The following is a 16,023-nucleotide window of genomic DNA, read 5'->3' as shown; positions in this document are numbered from 1 at the left end:
AGCATCTAGATGCGGCCCACGCTGCCTGTCATCCTGAGCGAAGCGAAGGACCTGCTTTGGGCTTTGCTTTTGCTTGTCCCTGCTGTACGCCCTCCGGCAAGCCGCTCTAAGCCGGCGGGTTCGCCTCCACCGCCTCCGGCAGCAGCACGATCCGGTCCGTACCCGTCGCCGAGTTGAAGAACGCGGCGCCCGCCCTGGTCAGCGGCATATCGTTGCGCGAGATCAACCCCAGATTGCGCGGGATCGAGACGCCGACCACGTCGATCGCCGCCACGCGCCCCTGGTTGATCTCGTCGAGCACGTTGATACGCGGCAGGAAGCTGATGCCCAGCCCCGCTACGATCAAACGCTTCAGCATCTCGCTCGAATCGAGCTCCATCGTGACGCGACGCGCCGTCTTGTTCTGCAGAAACAGATGGTCGATCAGCTCGCGGCGGCGGCCCTCCTTCGGCACCAGGAAGCCATGCTTCGACGCCTCCGACAACGTGACCACGTCGAGCTCCGTCAGCGGATGATTCGCCGGAACCACCAGCACCAGCCGGTCCTCGTGAATGATCTCCACATGCAGTCGCGGGTCCTTGATCGGCAGCGAGACGATACCGAAGTCCACCTCGCGATCGAGCACGAACGCGACCGTCTTCGACCGCTCCGCGCGCACGATATTCAGCACCACGCGCGGATACTTCTTCTTGAACTTCGTAATCAGCAGCGGCAGCACGTAGAGCGCGGTGGAGTCGTTCGCGCTGATCGTCAGCGTGCCGCGCGGCGTTCGCTCCTGATCGGCCAGCGCCGATTGAATATGCTTGAACCGCAGCAGCGACTCTTCGGCGAACGGCAGGAAGATGCGGCCCGAAGCCGTCAGCGTCACCTTGCGTCCGCCGCGGTCGAAGAGCCGATGCCCCAGGTGCGTCTCGAGCGAGCGCACCTGCGCCGAGATGGACGGCTGCGTCACATGCAGCTTCTCGCCCGCGCGGGAGAAGCTCTTCTCGCGCGCGACCTCAAGAAACGTATTCAACCAGTCGAAGTACATCGAACCCTCGGAGAGCCTGCACGTCTACAGTAACGGACCGCGCTATTTCCCGCCATAAACGGACGGCACGCCAAGACTCCCCTTCGGCGGCAGATGACGGATAAACGCCACCATCTGCCACATCTCTTCGTTCGAGAACTCGCCCTCGGACGGCGGCATGCCGGAGGGATAGAGCCCGTTCTGGATGATCCACTTCAACTGCCCGTCCGTATACGCCTGCACCTCGGGGCTCGCCAGCGAAGGCACTCGCGGCGCAAGCGTATTGGCGAAGGGCACGCCCGTATTCTGGCCGTCGTAACCGTGGCAGACCATGCAGTAAGAGGCGAAGAGCTGCTTCCCTTCGTCGATGTTTTCGGCCGTGGCCTTGACCGGGTTGACGTCCTTCTTGCCGCCGACGGTGACATGCAGCTTGGTCCAGGTCGCGATCTTCGATTCGACCTTCCCCGGCTGCGTCGCCTTGCAGCCGCTGAGCGCGGCGCAGGCCAGGGCGAGCGCGATGAGTCTACTGCCGTGCGGCATGGTTTTGTTCACTCCAACATCCCGTGATTTCGTTGTCGCATCTCGCCTCAGCTCTGTCATCCTGAGCGAAGAGGAGCGCAGTCGAAGGACCTGCGTCTCGCTCGCGGCGACGAAAAGCGCCTGAGTCCAGCGAACGAAAAGCAGGTCCTTCGCTGAGCTCAGGATGACAGGCATTCTGGGTCAGGCGGTCATCCGAGCGCGGCCGGCTTACGCGATGATGTCGTGGACCACATTGCCCGCGACGTCCGTCAAACGGAAGTCGCGACCGCTGTTCCGGTAGGTCAGCTTGGTGTGGTCGATGCCCATCAGGTAAAGAATCGTGGCGTGAATGTCGTGGACATGCACCGGCTTGTCCACCACCTTCCAGCCGAAGTCGTCCGTCGCCCCGTAGGTCATGCCGCCCTTGATGCCGCCGCCCGCAAGCCACATCGTGAACCCATGCGGATTGTGGTCGCGACCGTTGTGCGTGCCCGCGCCGCCCAGCTCCACGACCGGCGTGCGGCCGAACTCCGAGCCGCAGACGATGATCGTCTCGTCGAACAAACCGCGCGCCTTCAGATCCTTGATCAGCGCTGCGAACGGCTGATCGGAGTCCTTCGCGTTCTTGCGATGCATCAGAATGTCCGCGTGGTGATCCCACGGATCGCCCTGCGCGTAGTACACCTGCACCATGCGAACGCCCTTTTCGATCAGGCGCGCCGCGGTCAGGCAGCCGCGCGCGGTCGAGCCCTCGCCGTACATCTTGATCGTCGCCTCGCTCTCCTTGCGCACGTCGAAGACCTCGGGCGCCTCGGTCTGCATGCGATACGCCGTCTCCATCGAGCCGATCGTCGCCTCGAGCTGCGGATTCGCCTGCGTCTCCGCCATGTTCAACCGGTCGAGCTTCTCGAGCAGCGCGATCTCCTGCTTCTGCTGATTCATGTCGAAGCGGTCGTTGTGGATGTTCGGGATCAGCTTGTACGGGTCGAACTCCTTCGAGCGTGTGTCGTCCGAGACATACGTCGCCTGATGCACCGGCGGCAGGAACGCCGAGCTCCAGAGCGGTGGCCCGACCGTCGTCGGCACCTGCGGACAGAGCACGACGAACCCCGGAAGATCCTTGTTGATCGTGCCCAGACCGTAGGTCAGCCACGCGCCCATCGACGGACGCCCCGCGACGTTCGCGCCGGTGTTCATCATGATCAGCGCCGGCTCGTGGTTCGGAATCTCGGTGAAGACCGAGCGCACGACGCAGATATCGTCGATGCACTCGCCCACGTTCGGGAAGAGCTCCGAGACCTCGATGCCGCTCTTGCCATACTTCTTGAACTCGAAGGGCGACTTCATCAGCTTGCCGGTCTTGCGCTCGTGGCCGAGATCGCCGCCGGGCATCGGCTGGCCGTCGAACTTCGCCAGCATCGGCTTGGGGTCGAAGGTGTCGATGTGCGAGGCGCCGCCATTCATGAAGAGAAAGATAACGTGCTTGGCCTTGGGCTTGAACTTCGGGTCCTTGCTGCTCATCCAGGGCGCGGCGCCCGGCGTGGTCTCCGCCTGCGCGAGCGACTCGCCGATCATGCTCGCAAAGCTCAGGAAAGCGAATCCGCCGCCGATCTTCTTCAGCGCATCGCGACGATCGATTGGTTTCGGCTTGAACATGGTGTGTCTCCCGTATGCTGCTTGCCTTGCTTGATTCTAGTTGAGGAACTCGAACTCATTGGAGCTGAACAACACGCGCGCGTACTGTTTCCACGCGGTCAAAGGCTCCTGGTTGACCAGATACCCCGGCTTCTCCGGCGTCGACTTCAGGAACGCGAGCCCAAGCTGCAGCTCGTCGGCCGTCGGGTCGCGTTGATAGAGAATCTGGTACGCCGCCTTGATCCGCGCCGCGTCGTCGCCCTTCGAGAAGACGCGGTCGGCGAACTTGCCCGCCTGCGCATAAACGAAGGTGTTGTTCATGAAGTAAAGACGCTGCACCGGCACGTTCGTCGAGAAGCGCTGCTCCGCCGTAAACGTCGGGTTCGGGAAGTCGAAGGCCTGCAGGAACGGATCGATGCGGTAACGGCTGACCTTGGCGTAGATCGTGCGCCGCGTATTCATCAGGCCCAGCTCCTTCGCCGGTCCGCCCATCTTCGAGACATCCAGATCGCCGGCCACGAAGAGCACTGAGTCGCGCAACTGCTCCGCGTCCAGACGCTGCAGCGTGAAGTGCGAGTAGAGCCGGTTCTCCGGGTCCTTCTCATGCGCCTCCGGACTCTCCTTCGACGACTGCATGTAGACCGCCGACAGCATGATCGTCTTCTGCAGCTTCTTCAGGCTCATGCCGTCCTTCTGGAACTGGATCGCGAGGTAGTCCAGCAGCTCCGGGTCCGACGGCGGATCGCCGACCTTGCCGAAGTTGTCCGCCGTATTCACGATGCCCGTGCCGAAGTGCCACTTCCACACGCGATTCACCCAGACGCGCGAGGCAATGGGGCTGGCCACGATGTCGTTCGCCAGCTCCAGCCGTCCGCTGCCCTGCGAATAGGGCTTCTTGTCCGCCGGGCTCAGCACCGTCAGGAACGCGCGCTGTACGACAGGACCGGCCGCATGCGGGTTGCCGCGCACGTCGAGCGTAATGTCCGTCGCCTTCGGCTTGTCCGACATGCCGTGCACGAACGGATACTGATCCGGCAGCTCCTTGTGCATCTTCTTCGACTCGGTCTCAAGCTGCGCGAGATACTGCTGCTCCGCGTCGCCCAGCCGGCGGCGCAGCGCCCAGCCGCGATAGCTGAACAGGCCCGGATCGCCGCGTCCTTCATCCCCGCCCAGACCGCGAACGAAGAGGTCGCTGTAGAGATTCGCGCGCTCAGACGTCATCACCTTCAGCTCCAGCGTGCAGCCGGGGCAGAACTCGTCGTATGTGTCGAACTCGTTCGGCTTGGCCTCTTTCTTGCGCCGTGTCGGCACGTCGGCCTTGGCCTTGATCTTGTCGTTTTCGTCCTCGATCGCCTTTTCTTCGATCTCGAGGTCGAGAATCAGCGCCTGGAAGCTGTCGCCCAGCGCCCTTGCCTGATCCTCGCTGCCGCCCTGCGCGATCATCATCTGCCAGTCGTGCAGGTAGGGATAGAAGCTCTGCTTCTTGGCCAGGAACTTCACCCAGCGGTCCAACTGCTCGGGGTCGAGCCGATCCTTCTCGGCCACCTCTTCGACCTTCATCTTCGGCTTGCCGGTCACCCGCCACGCCGCGACCATGTAGTTCGAGGTCTGCGCCGCATAAGCCTTCGCAAGCTGGTCGGAGGCAGTCTTGTTATAAAGCTGGACCGCCTCGTCCATCTTGTCGACCTTGGTGAAGAGGTCCTTCCAATAGTTCACCTGCGACTCGTGCGCGAGGTTGTACTCCTTGTACGTCGAGCTGGCGAAGACGCCGCCCAGCGCGTAGTAGTCCTTCGCCAGGATCGGGTCGTACTTGTGATCGTGGCAGCGCGCACACGCCACCGTCAGGCCGATGAAGCCGCGGCTGACCGCGTCGATGCGCTCGTTGCGCTCATCCGCGCGGCCCTGCACCGGCTCCGCCTGATCCCAGATCCACGGCGCTTCCCCAAGGAACGACGTGGCGGTCAGATCGTCCGGCGTCGGCTTCTGGCTCATCAGGTCGCCGGCAAGCTGCATCTTCACGAACTTGTCGTACGTGATGTCCGCGTTCATCGCCTTCACGACCCAGTCGCGATAGACATAGGCGCCGTCCAGCGGCATGTAGCCGCGTCCGCGCGGATCAAGCCCGCGAATATCGTCGTCCGCATAGCGCGCGACGTCCAGCCAGTGACGTCCCCATCGCTCGCCATAGCGCGGCGAGGCCAGCAGGCGGTCGATCAGGTTCTCATACGCCTTGGGGTCTTTGTCCGCGACGAAGGCCTTTACCTCTTCCTCGGTCGGCGGCAGGCCGATCAGGTCCAGCGTCGCGCGCCGGATCAGCGTGCGGCGGTCGGCCATCGGGCTCGGCTTCAGACCCTTGGCGTCCAGCTTCGCCAGCACGAGGCGGTCGACGTCCGTCTTCGCCCATGCGGCGTTCGGGCTGTTGGTTGGAATCGCCGGCGCCTTCAGCGGCACGAACGACCAGAAGCGCCGCATGTCCTCCGTGATCTCCTTGCCCTCGGCGCGCACGGCAACCGCGCTGGCCGGCCACGGCGCGCCCATCTTGATCCACTGCGCGAGCGACGCGATGTCCTCGTCCGACAGCTTCGGCCCCTTCGGCGGCATCTTCAGCTCGCTAGTCTGGTGAACGGCGGTGATCAGCAGGCTCTTGTCCGGATCGCCCGGCACGATCGCCGGCCCGGAGTCGCCGCCCTTCAGCAGCGCCTCGCGCGAGGTCAGGCTTAGGCCGCCCGCCGACCGTGCCTGGTGGCATGTACCGCACTGCGTCGCCAGGATCGGACGAACCTTGTTCTCGAAGAACTCCTCGCCAGCCGCGTTCTTTAGCGCCGGCTGCCCCAGCGCGGGCGGAGCGCCCTGAGGGGGCGCGGCCGCCACGGACGGCGCCGACGCCGCATCCCACTCCGCACCGTCCTTGATCCACTTCGTAATATGCGCGATGTCTTCGTCGGGCAGACGGCCCTTCGGCGGCATCTGCAGGTCGCCGCCGGTGTACAGGATCGCACGCACCAGCAGGCTCTTGCCGGGGTCGCTCGGCACGATCGCCGGGCCAGACTCGCCGCCCTTCAGCAGCGCGTCGCGCGAGTCCACCCGCAGGCCGCCCTTCTGCTTCGTCGCGCTATGGCAGCCATAGCAGTTCTTCTCGAGCACCGGCGCCACGTTCTCGGCGAAGTAGTGCGGATCGGGAGCAGCCTGGGCAGGCTTCGGCGTCTCGGCGCCATAGACCGCATGAACCCGGCTGAGACTGGCGCCCAGCGTAAGCAGCGTACATGTACCGACGAATAAATCCCGGAGCCAATGTGCCTTCATTGCGCATTTCCTTCAAAGTTCAGTGTCAGTTCTGCTGCGGCTTCAAATCCCTGGGAGCAAAGCTCGATGTGTTCGACCAGGTCGAGAAACCGCTGGCCGTTCTTCTTCAGGCTCATGCCCGTCTCGGGCAATCTCATGTCCAGCGCGACCTTCGCGCCAGCCCTGCCGGGCCCCGTCTGCTTCGCCAAAACGATAATACGGCTGGCAAGAAACAGCGCCTCGGCGGTGTTGTGTGTGACGAAAACAACGGTCGGCTTTGTTTCAAGCCATATCTCGCGCAGCATCTGCTGCAGGCTGCCGCGCGTGCCGGGATCGAGCGCCGAGAACGCCTCGTCCATCAGCAGGATGGTTGGCTTCATCATCAACGCCTGCGCGATCGCCACGCGCTGCTGCATGCCGCCCGAAAGCTGGTGCGGATACTTGTCCGCGTCGGTCGCATGCAACCCCATGCGCTCGAGCTGCTTCATCGCCTGCTCGCGCACGGCCTTGCGAAAGGCGCGGAAGCTCGGCTTCAACCGTCCGAGGATATGGTAATTCGCCGTCTCCGGTCCCATCATCAGGTTGCCCAGCACGGTGCGGTCCGGGAAGAGCGAGTACTTCTGCGGAACGTAGCCGCAACTCGCGCCCACGCGATCGATGGTCTTGCCCGCGACATGGATCGCGCCCGCGGTCGGCTGCTCCTGCCCGAGGATCATGCGCAGCATCGTGCTCTTGCCGCAGCCCGTCTCGCCCAGCACCACGACGAACTCGCCCGCCGCGATCTCGAGCTCCACCTCGTCGAGGATGACCTTGCGCGTATTCTTGCCGACCGCATACGAGACCGTCACCCGATCCACATGGATCGCCGTGCCCGCCGCGGAGGAGGGTGCTGCCGCCAATGCGTTCGCTTCCATCTCTAGGACTGGAACCATGGATGCATCCTCTTGTTTACAAGGCGAAGGCCAAAGTCGACGAGGAACAGCAGCAGAGCGACCCACAGCACATAGGGCAGGATCACGTCCATGCCCATATGACGCCGCATGATGGCGATCCGGTACGCGAGGCCGTCGGATGCGGCGATCATCTCGCCCGCGAACAGGAACAGCATGATCGGCTTCAGGTTCAGCCGCAGACTGTTGATGATCTGCGGCATGATCTGCTTCAGCACCACGCGATACGTCACGTCGAAGTCGTTCGCGCCCAGCGTGAAGGACTTCACCACCTGCTCCTGCGGCACCGCCTTCACCATCTGGATGACGTCGAGGATCAGCGTGGGCGCGACGCCAATGAAGATGAGCGAGATCTTCGAAAGTTCGTCGGTACCAAAGACGATAATCAGGATCGGCAGTAGCGAAAGCGCAACGATCTTATCGAAGAACAGTACGAACCGCATGAAGCCAGCATTGAAATACGGGTACAGCCCGATGTGCAGCGCCAGCAGAATCGCCGGAAGGAACAGCAGCAGGCTGATGCCGAAGCGCTTGCCGCTCGAAGCCGTGTCCTTCCAGATCATCGAGTGGCGGAAGCGCTCCCACTTGCCTGCGCCCTCGGGTGCGATGTAATCGTCTTCTTCGGCCGGTTCGAGAGCCGAAGAGTGGATACCCGCACGAAGCTGCGCCGCACTGGGCACGACGCGGTCCTCGGGATTCTCCTGGTGGCGCGCCTTCGAGGTGTGAATATACAACCCCAGGCACACGACAAACAGGACGAACGACAACGCCTGCCCCAACAGGTAGTTCGGTCGCGCCTGAATATCGAATGGAGAGAATCGCGCCATAGTGGTTAGAGCTTCCCCTGCATTGCCGCCTGCATGTACTTCGCATCGAAGCGCAGGCGAACGCGATCCTTGCGCCCCTGCACCGAACCGTCGGGATACGCGATGGACACGTCATCGACCGACTTGATGCCCTTGCCCAGCAACCCGTGCGTAAAGCAGAACTGCCGCACCAGCTCCATCTTCTGCTTCAGCGTGGGGCTGGTGGTGAACTCGGTTGCAGCCTTCGGTGTTGCAAACAGCGCCGTGGTCTTCAACTGCTCCTTATAAGACTCCAGCGTGTCGCTCGAGGCCGCCGCGCTTCCCTTCAGCGCCGCAAGCTGCTGCGGACCGCCAGCCATCTGCGACATCGTCTCGTACCACGCGCCGGTGATCGCCTTGGCGAAGCGCTCGCCCGAGCCGTCCGGCCGCTGCAGCACCGAGGTCTGCACCACCAGCAGGTCGAGGATCTCGCCCGGAATCTTCGACGAGTCGAAGATCGAATGCACGCTCTTGTCTTCGAGGATCTGCGAGACCAGAGGCTTCCAGGTCACCACCGCCTCGTTGCCCTTGTTGTTCAAAAAGGCCGGCGCAATGTCGGAGTCCGACGTATTGATGAGCTTCAGGGTATTCAGCTTGGCCTGCTGCCCGTTCATCACCATGCCGCGCTCCAGCAGATACTCCGACACCGTCTTCTGCACCAGCATCACCTTGTGGCCGGAGAGCTTGTCGAAGGTCAGGCCGTTGCGCGTCAGCACGGCGTCGTTGCCGTTCGAGTAGTCGCCCATGACGATGGCGGTCGAATCCACGCCCGCCGCCGCAGGCATATCGAGCGCCTCCATATTGGTCATGGTGCAGGCATCGATGTTCTTCGCGACGAAGGAGTCGAGCGAGGCGGCGTAGTCGAACCGCTGCACCTTGATCACGACCCCGTACTTATCCGCCCACTTCTTCAGGATGCCGGACTTCTGCATATAGAAGTAGGGGTTCCAGCCCGCATACACCGACCAGCCCACGGTAAAGGTCGGCGGCGCCGCGGCCTGGGCGCGGGGCGCGAAGGCAAACAGCGCGACCAGCATCAGCAAAGCCGCGTAGAAAGCCGGACGACAACGAGACATCGTCGAAGACGCGCCGGCGCGACAACCTGCCGGGCGGTGCGGACCACCGTCATTTGGAAGCGAATGCATGTGCTCATTCTAGCGAGTGCGCGGTTACGGGCCGATTTTGCATGGTGATCGGCGATGGCAGTCATAGGGGCAGTCCAATACATCCGAATTTACGCATGCGCCGCATATAAGAATGTTATTGCGACTGTTTCAAGCATGTAATTTATGCTCAACAGCCAAAATTGCAACACCTGCAACAAGCCTCCAACGCATCGGCGGCTTGACCTCAGTGGAAGACGGGACGGGACCGACATCTATGCCTGCTATCAAGCACTTAAGCCGCTTTGCCGCGATCGCTCTGGCCGGCGCATGCACCCTTTCGGCGCAACAGCCGGCGACCTCGCCTGCCGCGACAGGTCCGGCCGCGCCGCCGCGTCCGCCACGCATCGTTCGCCCCGGCGTCCACACCCCCGGCGTCTCGCACACGATGGACGAGCTGAAAAAGGACGCCACCTTCCCGGTGGAAGGCTCGCCCGACTGGCAGGTCATCACGAAGGACCACGGCGTCTGGGTCTCGAGCGCCCGCGCCAACCACGTCGTGCAGCTTCTGCCCGCGACCAACACGGTCGGCATCATCGCCGACGTGGCGCGTCCCTGTGCCGGCCTGACGGAGGGCTTCGGCTCCATCTGGGTGCCGAGCTGCGGCCCCGCACACGAGATCGAGCGGCTGGACCCCGCCACCGGCAAGATCGTCGCCAGCATCCCGGCCGAGGCGGCCAACTCCGAGGGCGGCATCGCGACCGGCGCCGGCTCCATCTGGTTCGTAGTCAAGCCCAGCAAGCTGCTCCGCATCGACCCGAAGACCAACTCCGTCGCCGCGACCATCGAGCTGCCCGAGGGCACCGAGAATCCGGTCTTCGCCAACGGCTTCGTCTGGATCTCGTCGTTTGGTCAAAATACGGTCGTCAAGGTCGATCCAAAGACCAACTCCGTGGTCGCGACCATTCCCGTCGGACCCAAGCCGCGCTTCATCACCGCCAGCGAGGACTTCGTCTGGACCCTGAACCAGGGCGACGGCGCCATCTCGAAGATCGACCAGAAGACGAACAAGCTCGTCGCGACCATCGAAGCCGGCATCCCCGGCTCGGGCGGCGATCTCTCGTACAGCGGCGGCTATGTCTGGGCCGCGATGTTCGACTTCCCCCTGACCCAGGTCGACGCCAAGACCGACAAGGTCGTCAATCAGTGGGCAGGTCCGGGCGGCGACGGCATGCGCGCCGGTCTGGGTTCGGTCTGGCTCTCCAATCTGCGTCTGGCTTCGGTCTACCGCATTCCCTTTCAGCAAAAGTAGCGCCCGCACGCAGAGACGCAAAGCCCCGGCGAAGCGGCCGGAGAAAGATACATCTCCCTTGAACCAGACGAACGAACGCATCCTGTGGGAGGAGACCTTACCCGGCTCCTCCACCTGGTCCCATATTCTGAAGCGCGGCACGGCGCTGCGGCTGACCGCCATCGACGACAACCCCAACGTCGGCGTGTTGCTGCTGAACGCGGATAACCTCTCCGAGCGGCTCTGCCTGCCCGACTCGCTGAAGGCGCAGCACATCGCGCGCCTGACCGCCGGCGTGGCGCTCTACTCGGACATGGCCCGCATCCTGTGCTCGATCACCCACGACACGGTCGGCTGGCACGATCCGCTCGGCGGCTGTTCGGACGCCGCGATGGTCGCGAAGAAGTATGGCCGCGACGACTACCAGCACTCCCGCAACGCCTGGCACCAGAACGGCCTCGACGGCTTCCTCATCGAGCTGGCGAAGTACGGCCTGGGCGCCCGCGACCTGATGATGAACGTCAACCTCTTCAGCAAGGTCGAGGTCTCGGAACTCGGCGCGATGCGCTTCGTCCAGGGCAACGCGCCCGCCGGCAGCGCGGTCGAACTCCGCGCCGAGATGAACACGCTGGTGATTCTCAACAGTTGCCAGCACCCCATGGACCCGGACCCGGACTACGCCCAGAAGCGTGTCGCCCTGACTTTGAAGCAGGTCGCCGCGCCCGGCCCCGACGACCCGACCCGCAACTTCCGCCCCGAGAACGCGCGCGGCTTTACCATTACGGAACGCTACTTCCTCTAAGCGGAAGCGGAGGCCCCTCTCATGAACGTTCAAGGTATCGAAGAGATGACCGAACTCAACATCACCGTCAGCCCACGCCTCGCCGAAGACGCCGTCTTCGACCAGGTCGTGCTGGCCGGCGACTCCTTCGTGCGCGAGATCGAACGCGGCCAGTACATCCGCATCGTCGACCTCGAAGGCAACCAGGCCGTCGACACCCTCTTTTACAACGCGCACAACTATACCGACCGCTACAGCGCCCAGGACACCATCCGGACCCAGGGCAACGTCTACCTGACCACCGGCACGCGGCTCATGTCGACGCTGCGCAACACCCTGTTGACCATCGTCGCCGACACCTGCGGGCGGCACGACACGCTCGGCGGCGCCTGCTCGGCCGAGAGCAACATGGTCCGCTACGACCTCGACATCCGCCACATGCACGCCTGCCGCCAGAGCTTCCTGAAGGGCGCGATGAACTGGGCCTCCCAGACCGGCCACGAGCTGAACAAGTTCGATCTGACCGCGAACATCAACTTCTTCATGAACGTGCCCGTGCAGCCGAACGGCAAGCTGAGCTTCGAAGACGGCGTCTCCGACGCAGGCAAGTACGTGGAGCTGCGCGCCGAGATGGATACCCTGATCGTCATCTCCAACTGCCCGCAGCTCAACAACCCCTGCAACGCGTATAACCCGACGCCGGTTCGGATTCTGATCTGGGATCCGGAGACGGCGTAATCGAGTCGTCGCCACTCCCGAACGCAGATCCTTCGCTTCGCTCAGGATAACAAGCTGGTGGTGTGATCCTTTATCTCCCGGCCACAAATATCTGTCATCCTGAGCGAAGCGCAGCGAAGTCGAAGGACCTGCTTTTGGGGCGGCCACCGCGCTCGATTCAAAGCCACAAACCAAGTTCGAGGAACCACATGTTCACCAAAGTCCTGATCGCCAATCGCGGCGCCATCGCCACCCGCATCGAACGCACGCTGCGCAGGATGGGCGTCGGCTCGGTCGCCGTCTACTCCGAGGCCGACGCCAGCTCGCTGCATGTGCTCGAAGCCGACGAGGCCGTCCTCCTCGGACCCGCGCCCGCCGCCCAGAGCTACCTCTCCTTCGACGCCATCTTCGCCGCCATCGAACAGACCGGCGCCCAGGCCGTCCACCCCGGCTACGGCTTCCTGTCCGAGAACATCGCCTTCGCCCGCGCCTGCACCGAGCGCGGCATCGTCTTCATCGGCCCGACGCCCGAGAACATCGACGCCTTCGCCCTGAAGCACACCGCTCGTGCCACCGCGCTGAGTTGCGGCGTCCCACTCCTCCCCGGCACCGGACTGCTGGTCGATCTTCAGGACGCGCTCGCCAAGGCCGAGACCCTGAAGTACCCTGTCATGCTCAAGAGCTCCGGCGGCGGCGGCGGCATCGGCATGAAGGTCTGCCACACGGCGGCGGAGCTCGAAGAGGCCTTCGAGTCCGTCCTGCGCCTCAGCCGCGCGAACTTCGGCGACTCCGGCGTCTTCCTCGAAAAGTACGTCGCGCGCGCACGCCACATCGAGGTACAGATCTTCGGCGACGGCAAGGGCGAGGTCATCGCCCTCGGCGAGCGCGACTGCTCCGCTCAGCGACGCCACCAGAAGGTGCTCGAAGAGACCCCCGCGCCCGGCCTGACCGACGCGACCCGCCAGAGCCTCTATAACTCCGCCATCCTCCTCGGCAAGGCCGTCAACTACGCCAACGCCGGCACGGTCGAGTTCATCTATAACGAAGATTCGAGGGACGACTCCACCGGCGAGTTCTACTTCCTCGAGGTCAACACCCGTCTGCAGGTCGAACACGGCGTCACCGAACAGGTCACCGGCGTCGACCTCGTCGAGTGGATGGTCCTGCAGGCCGCGGGCGAGCTCGCACCGCTCAGCTCTTACAACATCGAGCTGACTGGCGCATCCATCGAGGCCCGCGTCTACGCCGAGAACCCCGCCGCCAACTTCCAGCCCACCCCCGGCAAGCTGACCCAGGTCACCTTCCCCGGCAAAGATCTCGCCCGCACCGAGACCTGGATCGAGTCCGGCGCGACCGTCACGCCCTTCTACGACCCCATGATCGCGAAGATCATCGTCACGGGCAAGGACCGCGCCGAGGCCCTCCAGAAGATGGACGCCGCGCTCGCCGCGACCCACATCGACGGCACCGAGACCAACCTCAGCTATCTGCGCGAGGTCGTGCGCTCGCCCGAGTTCGTCGCAGGCACGGTCACCACCGCCTTCCTCGGCGGCTTCCACTTCAAGCGCGACGCCATCGAGATCCTCGATGGCGGCACGCAGTCCACCGTGCAGGACTACCCCGGCCGCATCGGCTACTGGAACGTCGGCGTGCCGCCCTCGGGCCCGATGGACCACCTGAACTTCCGCATCGCCAACCGCATCGTCGGCAACTCGGCCAATGCGGCAGCGGTCGAGTTCGCGACCCTGGGCGCGCGCATGCGCTTCCAGACCGAGACCGTCATCGCCCTCACCGGCGCGGACATGGGCGCGAAGCTGAACGGCAAGCTCGTCGAGCGCTGGGTTCCCATTATCGTCAAGACCGGCGACACGCTCTCGCTCGGCGCGGCGGCCAAGGAAGGCATTCGCGGCTATATGGCGGTGCGCGGCGGCATCGACACCCAGCCCTACCTCGGCAGCCGCAGCACCTTCATGCTCGGCGGCTTCGGCGGACACGCCGGACGCGGCCTGCGCGGCGGCGACGTCCTCCACCTCGGCCAGCCCGACGTCACCCTCACCGAGCCGCTCGCCGTGCCCGCCGGAGAGCAGCCCGCGCTCGCCCGCAACTGGGAGGTCGGCGTCCTCTTCGGACCCCACACCGCGCCCGACTTCTTCACCGACGGCGACATCGAGATGCTCTTCTCGACCCTCTGGAAGGTCCACTACCAGAGCGACCGCACCGGCGTTCGACTCACCGGACCGAAGCCCACATGGGCCCGCACCGACGGCGGCGAGGCCGGCCTGCACCCTTCGAACATCCACGACAACGCCTATGCCATCGGTGCCATCGACTTCACCGGCGACATGCCCATTTTGCTCGGGCCGGATGGGCCCTCGCTCGGCGGCTTCGTCTGTCCAGCGGCCATCGTGCAGGCGGAGCTCTGGAAGCTCGGCCAGTTCAAGGCCGGCGACACCGTCCACTTCCGCCGCCTGACGCTCGCACAGGCCGAGGCGCTCGAACGCCAGCAGGACCGGTACCTCGTCGACTTCACCACGCCGCTGGCCGCCCTGCCCGAGACCAACGACCTAGAACCCGCGGTCATCCGCACCCTCACCGACCGGCCGACGAAGATGGTCTTCCGCGCCGACGGCGACAAGTACATCCTCGTCGAGTACGGCGAGATGGAGCTGGACCTCAACCTCCGCTTCCGCGTCCACGTCCTCGAACAGAAGCTGCGCGAGGCAAACCTCGACGGCATCGTCGACATCACGCCCGGCATCCGCTCGCTGCACATCCACTACAACTCGCTCGTCCTGCCCCGCGCCTACCTCATCGACACGCTGGACAAGCTCGACCAGGCGATGCCGCCCCTGACCGACATCACCGTGCCCTCGCGCATCGTCCACCTGCCGCTCTCGTGGGACGACCCGCAGGCCCAGCTTGCGCAGCAGAAGTACATGCAGGCCGTTCGTCCGGACGCGCCGTGGTGTCCGTCGAACATCGAGTTCATCCGAAGGATCAACGGCCTGGATTCGGTGGAAGATGTCCACCGCATCGTCTACGAGGCCAGCTACCTCGTGCTCGGACTGGGCGACGTCTACCTCGGCGCGCCGGTCGCGACGCCGGTCGACCCACGCCACCGTCTCGTAACGACGAAGTATAACCCTGCACGGACGTGGACACCCGAGAACGCAGTCGGCATCGGCGGCGCGTACATGTGCGTCTATGGCATGGAGGGTCCGGGCGGCTACCAGCTCGTCGGCCGCACCATCCAGGTCTGGAACGCGTGGAAGACCACCCCGGCCTTCGTCGCGGGCAAGCCATGGTCGCTGCGCTTCTTCGACCAGATCCGCTTCTACCCCGTCTCGCACGAGGAGCTGATGCGCGCCCGCGAGCTCTTCCCGCACGGCCAGTACGAGCTGCGCGTCGAGGAGACGACGTTCAACCTCGCCGAGTACCAGGCCTTCCTCACCTCGATCGCACCCGAGGCCGCGGCCTTCAAGAAGCATCAGAAGGAGAGCTTCAACGCTGAGCGCGAACGCTGGAAGGCCGCCGGCCAGATGACCATCGTCGAACCGCCGGAGACCCCGGCAGACCAACCCGACGCCGTCGTGCCCGAGGGCTGCGAGGGCGTATCGTCGTCGGTTACAGCCAGCGTCTTCCAGATTCCGGTCAAGGTCGGCGACCACGTCGAAGAAGACCAGAAGCTCGTCGTGCTCGACGCGATGAAGATGGAGATCGCCATTACCTCGCACGTCGCGGGCACGGTCGCGGAGATTCACTGCAACCTCGGCGCACTGGTCATGAGCGGACAACTGCTGGTAAGCGTCCGGCCCGACTGAGCATTTGCTTTTCTTGTTTGTCATCCTCGCAGAGGATCTGCTGTTGCTCTTGTCGTTGCTCCTGCCGCCA

At 64.2% G+C, this 16,023-nt stretch carries 11 protein-coding genes; 4 read left to right on the top strand and 7 right to left on the bottom strand.

All coding sequences use genetic code 11. The features are described 5' to 3' along the window. Positions 1-106: 106 nt before the first annotated feature. The 7 genes from CHB87_RS18700 to CHB87_RS18670 all read right to left on the bottom strand — a co-directional run bounded on the left by CHB87_RS18700 (position 107) and on the right by CHB87_RS18670 (position 9,316). Positions 107-1,030, bottom strand: coding sequence for a LysR family transcriptional regulator (locus tag CHB87_RS18700; protein ID WP_089409969.1), 924 nt, complete (start codon positions 1,028-1,030; stop codon positions 107-109). Positions 1,031-1,072: 42 nt separating this feature from the next. Beyond that, positions 1,073-1,561, bottom strand: a complete 489-nt coding sequence (locus tag CHB87_RS18695; protein WP_245818086.1) for a c-type cytochrome — start codon at positions 1,559-1,561, stop codon at positions 1,073-1,075. Between the two features lie 195 nt (positions 1,562-1,756). Further along, positions 1,757-3,184, bottom strand: a complete 1,428-nt coding sequence (locus CHB87_RS18690) for a DUF1501 domain-containing protein (RefSeq protein ID WP_089409968.1) — start codon at positions 3,182-3,184, stop codon at positions 1,757-1,759. A 36-nt stretch (positions 3,185-3,220) separates the two neighbouring features. Further along, a complete protein-coding gene (locus CHB87_RS18685; RefSeq protein WP_089409967.1) occupies positions 3,221-6,466 on the bottom strand; it encodes a PSD1 and planctomycete cytochrome C domain-containing protein in 3,246 nt (1,081 codons plus the stop codon). Further along, on the bottom strand, positions 6,463-7,377 hold the full coding sequence (locus tag CHB87_RS18680; RefSeq protein WP_089409966.1) for an ABC transporter ATP-binding protein: 915 nt from the start codon (positions 7,375-7,377) through the stop codon (positions 6,463-6,465). Before CHB87_RS18680 ends, CHB87_RS18685 begins: the two co-directional genes overlap by 4 nt. Then, on the bottom strand, positions 7,362-8,222 hold the full coding sequence (locus CHB87_RS18675; protein WP_089409965.1) for an ABC transporter permease: 861 nt from the start codon (positions 8,220-8,222) through the stop codon (positions 7,362-7,364). The genes CHB87_RS18680 and CHB87_RS18675 overlap by 16 nt, the downstream gene beginning before the upstream one ends. A 5-nt stretch (positions 8,223-8,227) precedes the next feature. Further along, positions 8,228-9,316, bottom strand: coding sequence for a putative urea ABC transporter substrate-binding protein (locus CHB87_RS18670; protein WP_089409964.1), 1,089 nt, complete (start codon positions 9,314-9,316; stop codon positions 8,228-8,230). 304 nt (positions 9,317-9,620) lie between these two features. Here CHB87_RS18670 and CHB87_RS18665 point away from each other — a divergent pair, with 304 nt between their 5' ends. From CHB87_RS18665 to uca, 4 genes are all read left to right on the top strand, one after another. Further along, entirely contained in the window at positions 9,621-10,655 is a 1,035-nt protein-coding gene (locus CHB87_RS18665; protein WP_089409963.1) for a Vgb family protein, read from the top strand. Between the two features lie 58 nt (positions 10,656-10,713). Then, entirely contained in the window at positions 10,714-11,436 is a 723-nt protein-coding gene (locus tag CHB87_RS18660) for an urea amidolyase associated protein UAAP1 (protein WP_089409962.1), read from the top strand. 21 nt (positions 11,437-11,457) lie between these two features. Next, entirely contained in the window at positions 11,458-12,153 is a 696-nt protein-coding gene (locus CHB87_RS18655; protein WP_245818085.1) for an urea amidolyase associated protein UAAP2, read from the top strand. A 188-nt stretch (positions 12,154-12,341) separates the two neighbouring features. After that, positions 12,342-15,953 carry an urea carboxylase gene (gene uca / locus CHB87_RS18650; RefSeq protein WP_089409961.1) on the top strand — a complete coding sequence of 1,204 codons (3,612 nt, stop codon included), beginning with the start codon at positions 12,342-12,344 and terminating at the stop codon, positions 15,951-15,953. The last annotated feature ends 70 nt before the right edge of the window (positions 15,954-16,023 follow it).

Origin of the sequence: Granulicella rosea (genome assembly GCF_900188085.1) — a bacterium.
Classification (GTDB): Bacteria; Acidobacteriota; Terriglobia; order Terriglobales; family Acidobacteriaceae; genus Edaphobacter; species Edaphobacter rosea.
The sequence above is the reverse complement of the archived record's forward strand: the minus strand, read 5'-3'. Positions and strand labels throughout refer to the sequence as shown.

Bases quoted from the DNA above. Each gene is read 5' to 3' on its own strand.
- CHB87_RS18700 (WP_089409969.1), bottom strand. From the start codon at position 1,030: ATGTACTTCGACTGGTTGAATACGTTTCTTGAGGTCGCGCGCGAGAAG.
- CHB87_RS18690 (WP_089409968.1), bottom strand. From the start codon at position 3,184: ATGTTCAAGCCGAAACCAATCGATCGTCGCGATGCGCTGAAGAAGATC.
- CHB87_RS18685 (WP_089409967.1), bottom strand. From the start codon at position 6,466: ATGAAGGCACATTGGCTCCGGGATTTATTCGTCGGTACATGTACGCTG.
- CHB87_RS18680 (WP_089409966.1), bottom strand. From the start codon at position 7,377: ATGGTTCCAGTCCTAGAGATGGAAGCGAACGCATTGGCGGCAGCACCC.
- CHB87_RS18675 (WP_089409965.1), bottom strand. From the start codon at position 8,222: ATGGCGCGATTCTCTCCATTCGATATTCAGGCGCGACCGAACTACCTG.
- CHB87_RS18670 (WP_089409964.1), bottom strand. From the start codon at position 9,316: ATGTCTCGTTGTCGTCCGGCTTTCTACGCGGCTTTGCTGATGCTGGTC.
- CHB87_RS18665 (WP_089409963.1), top strand. From the start codon at position 9,621: ATGCCTGCTATCAAGCACTTAAGCCGCTTTGCCGCGATCGCTCTGGCC.
- CHB87_RS18655 (WP_245818085.1), top strand. From the start codon at position 11,458: ATGAACGTTCAAGGTATCGAAGAGATGACCGAACTCAACATCACCGTC.
- uca (WP_089409961.1), top strand. From the start codon at position 12,342: ATGTTCACCAAAGTCCTGATCGCCAATCGCGGCGCCATCGCCACCCGC.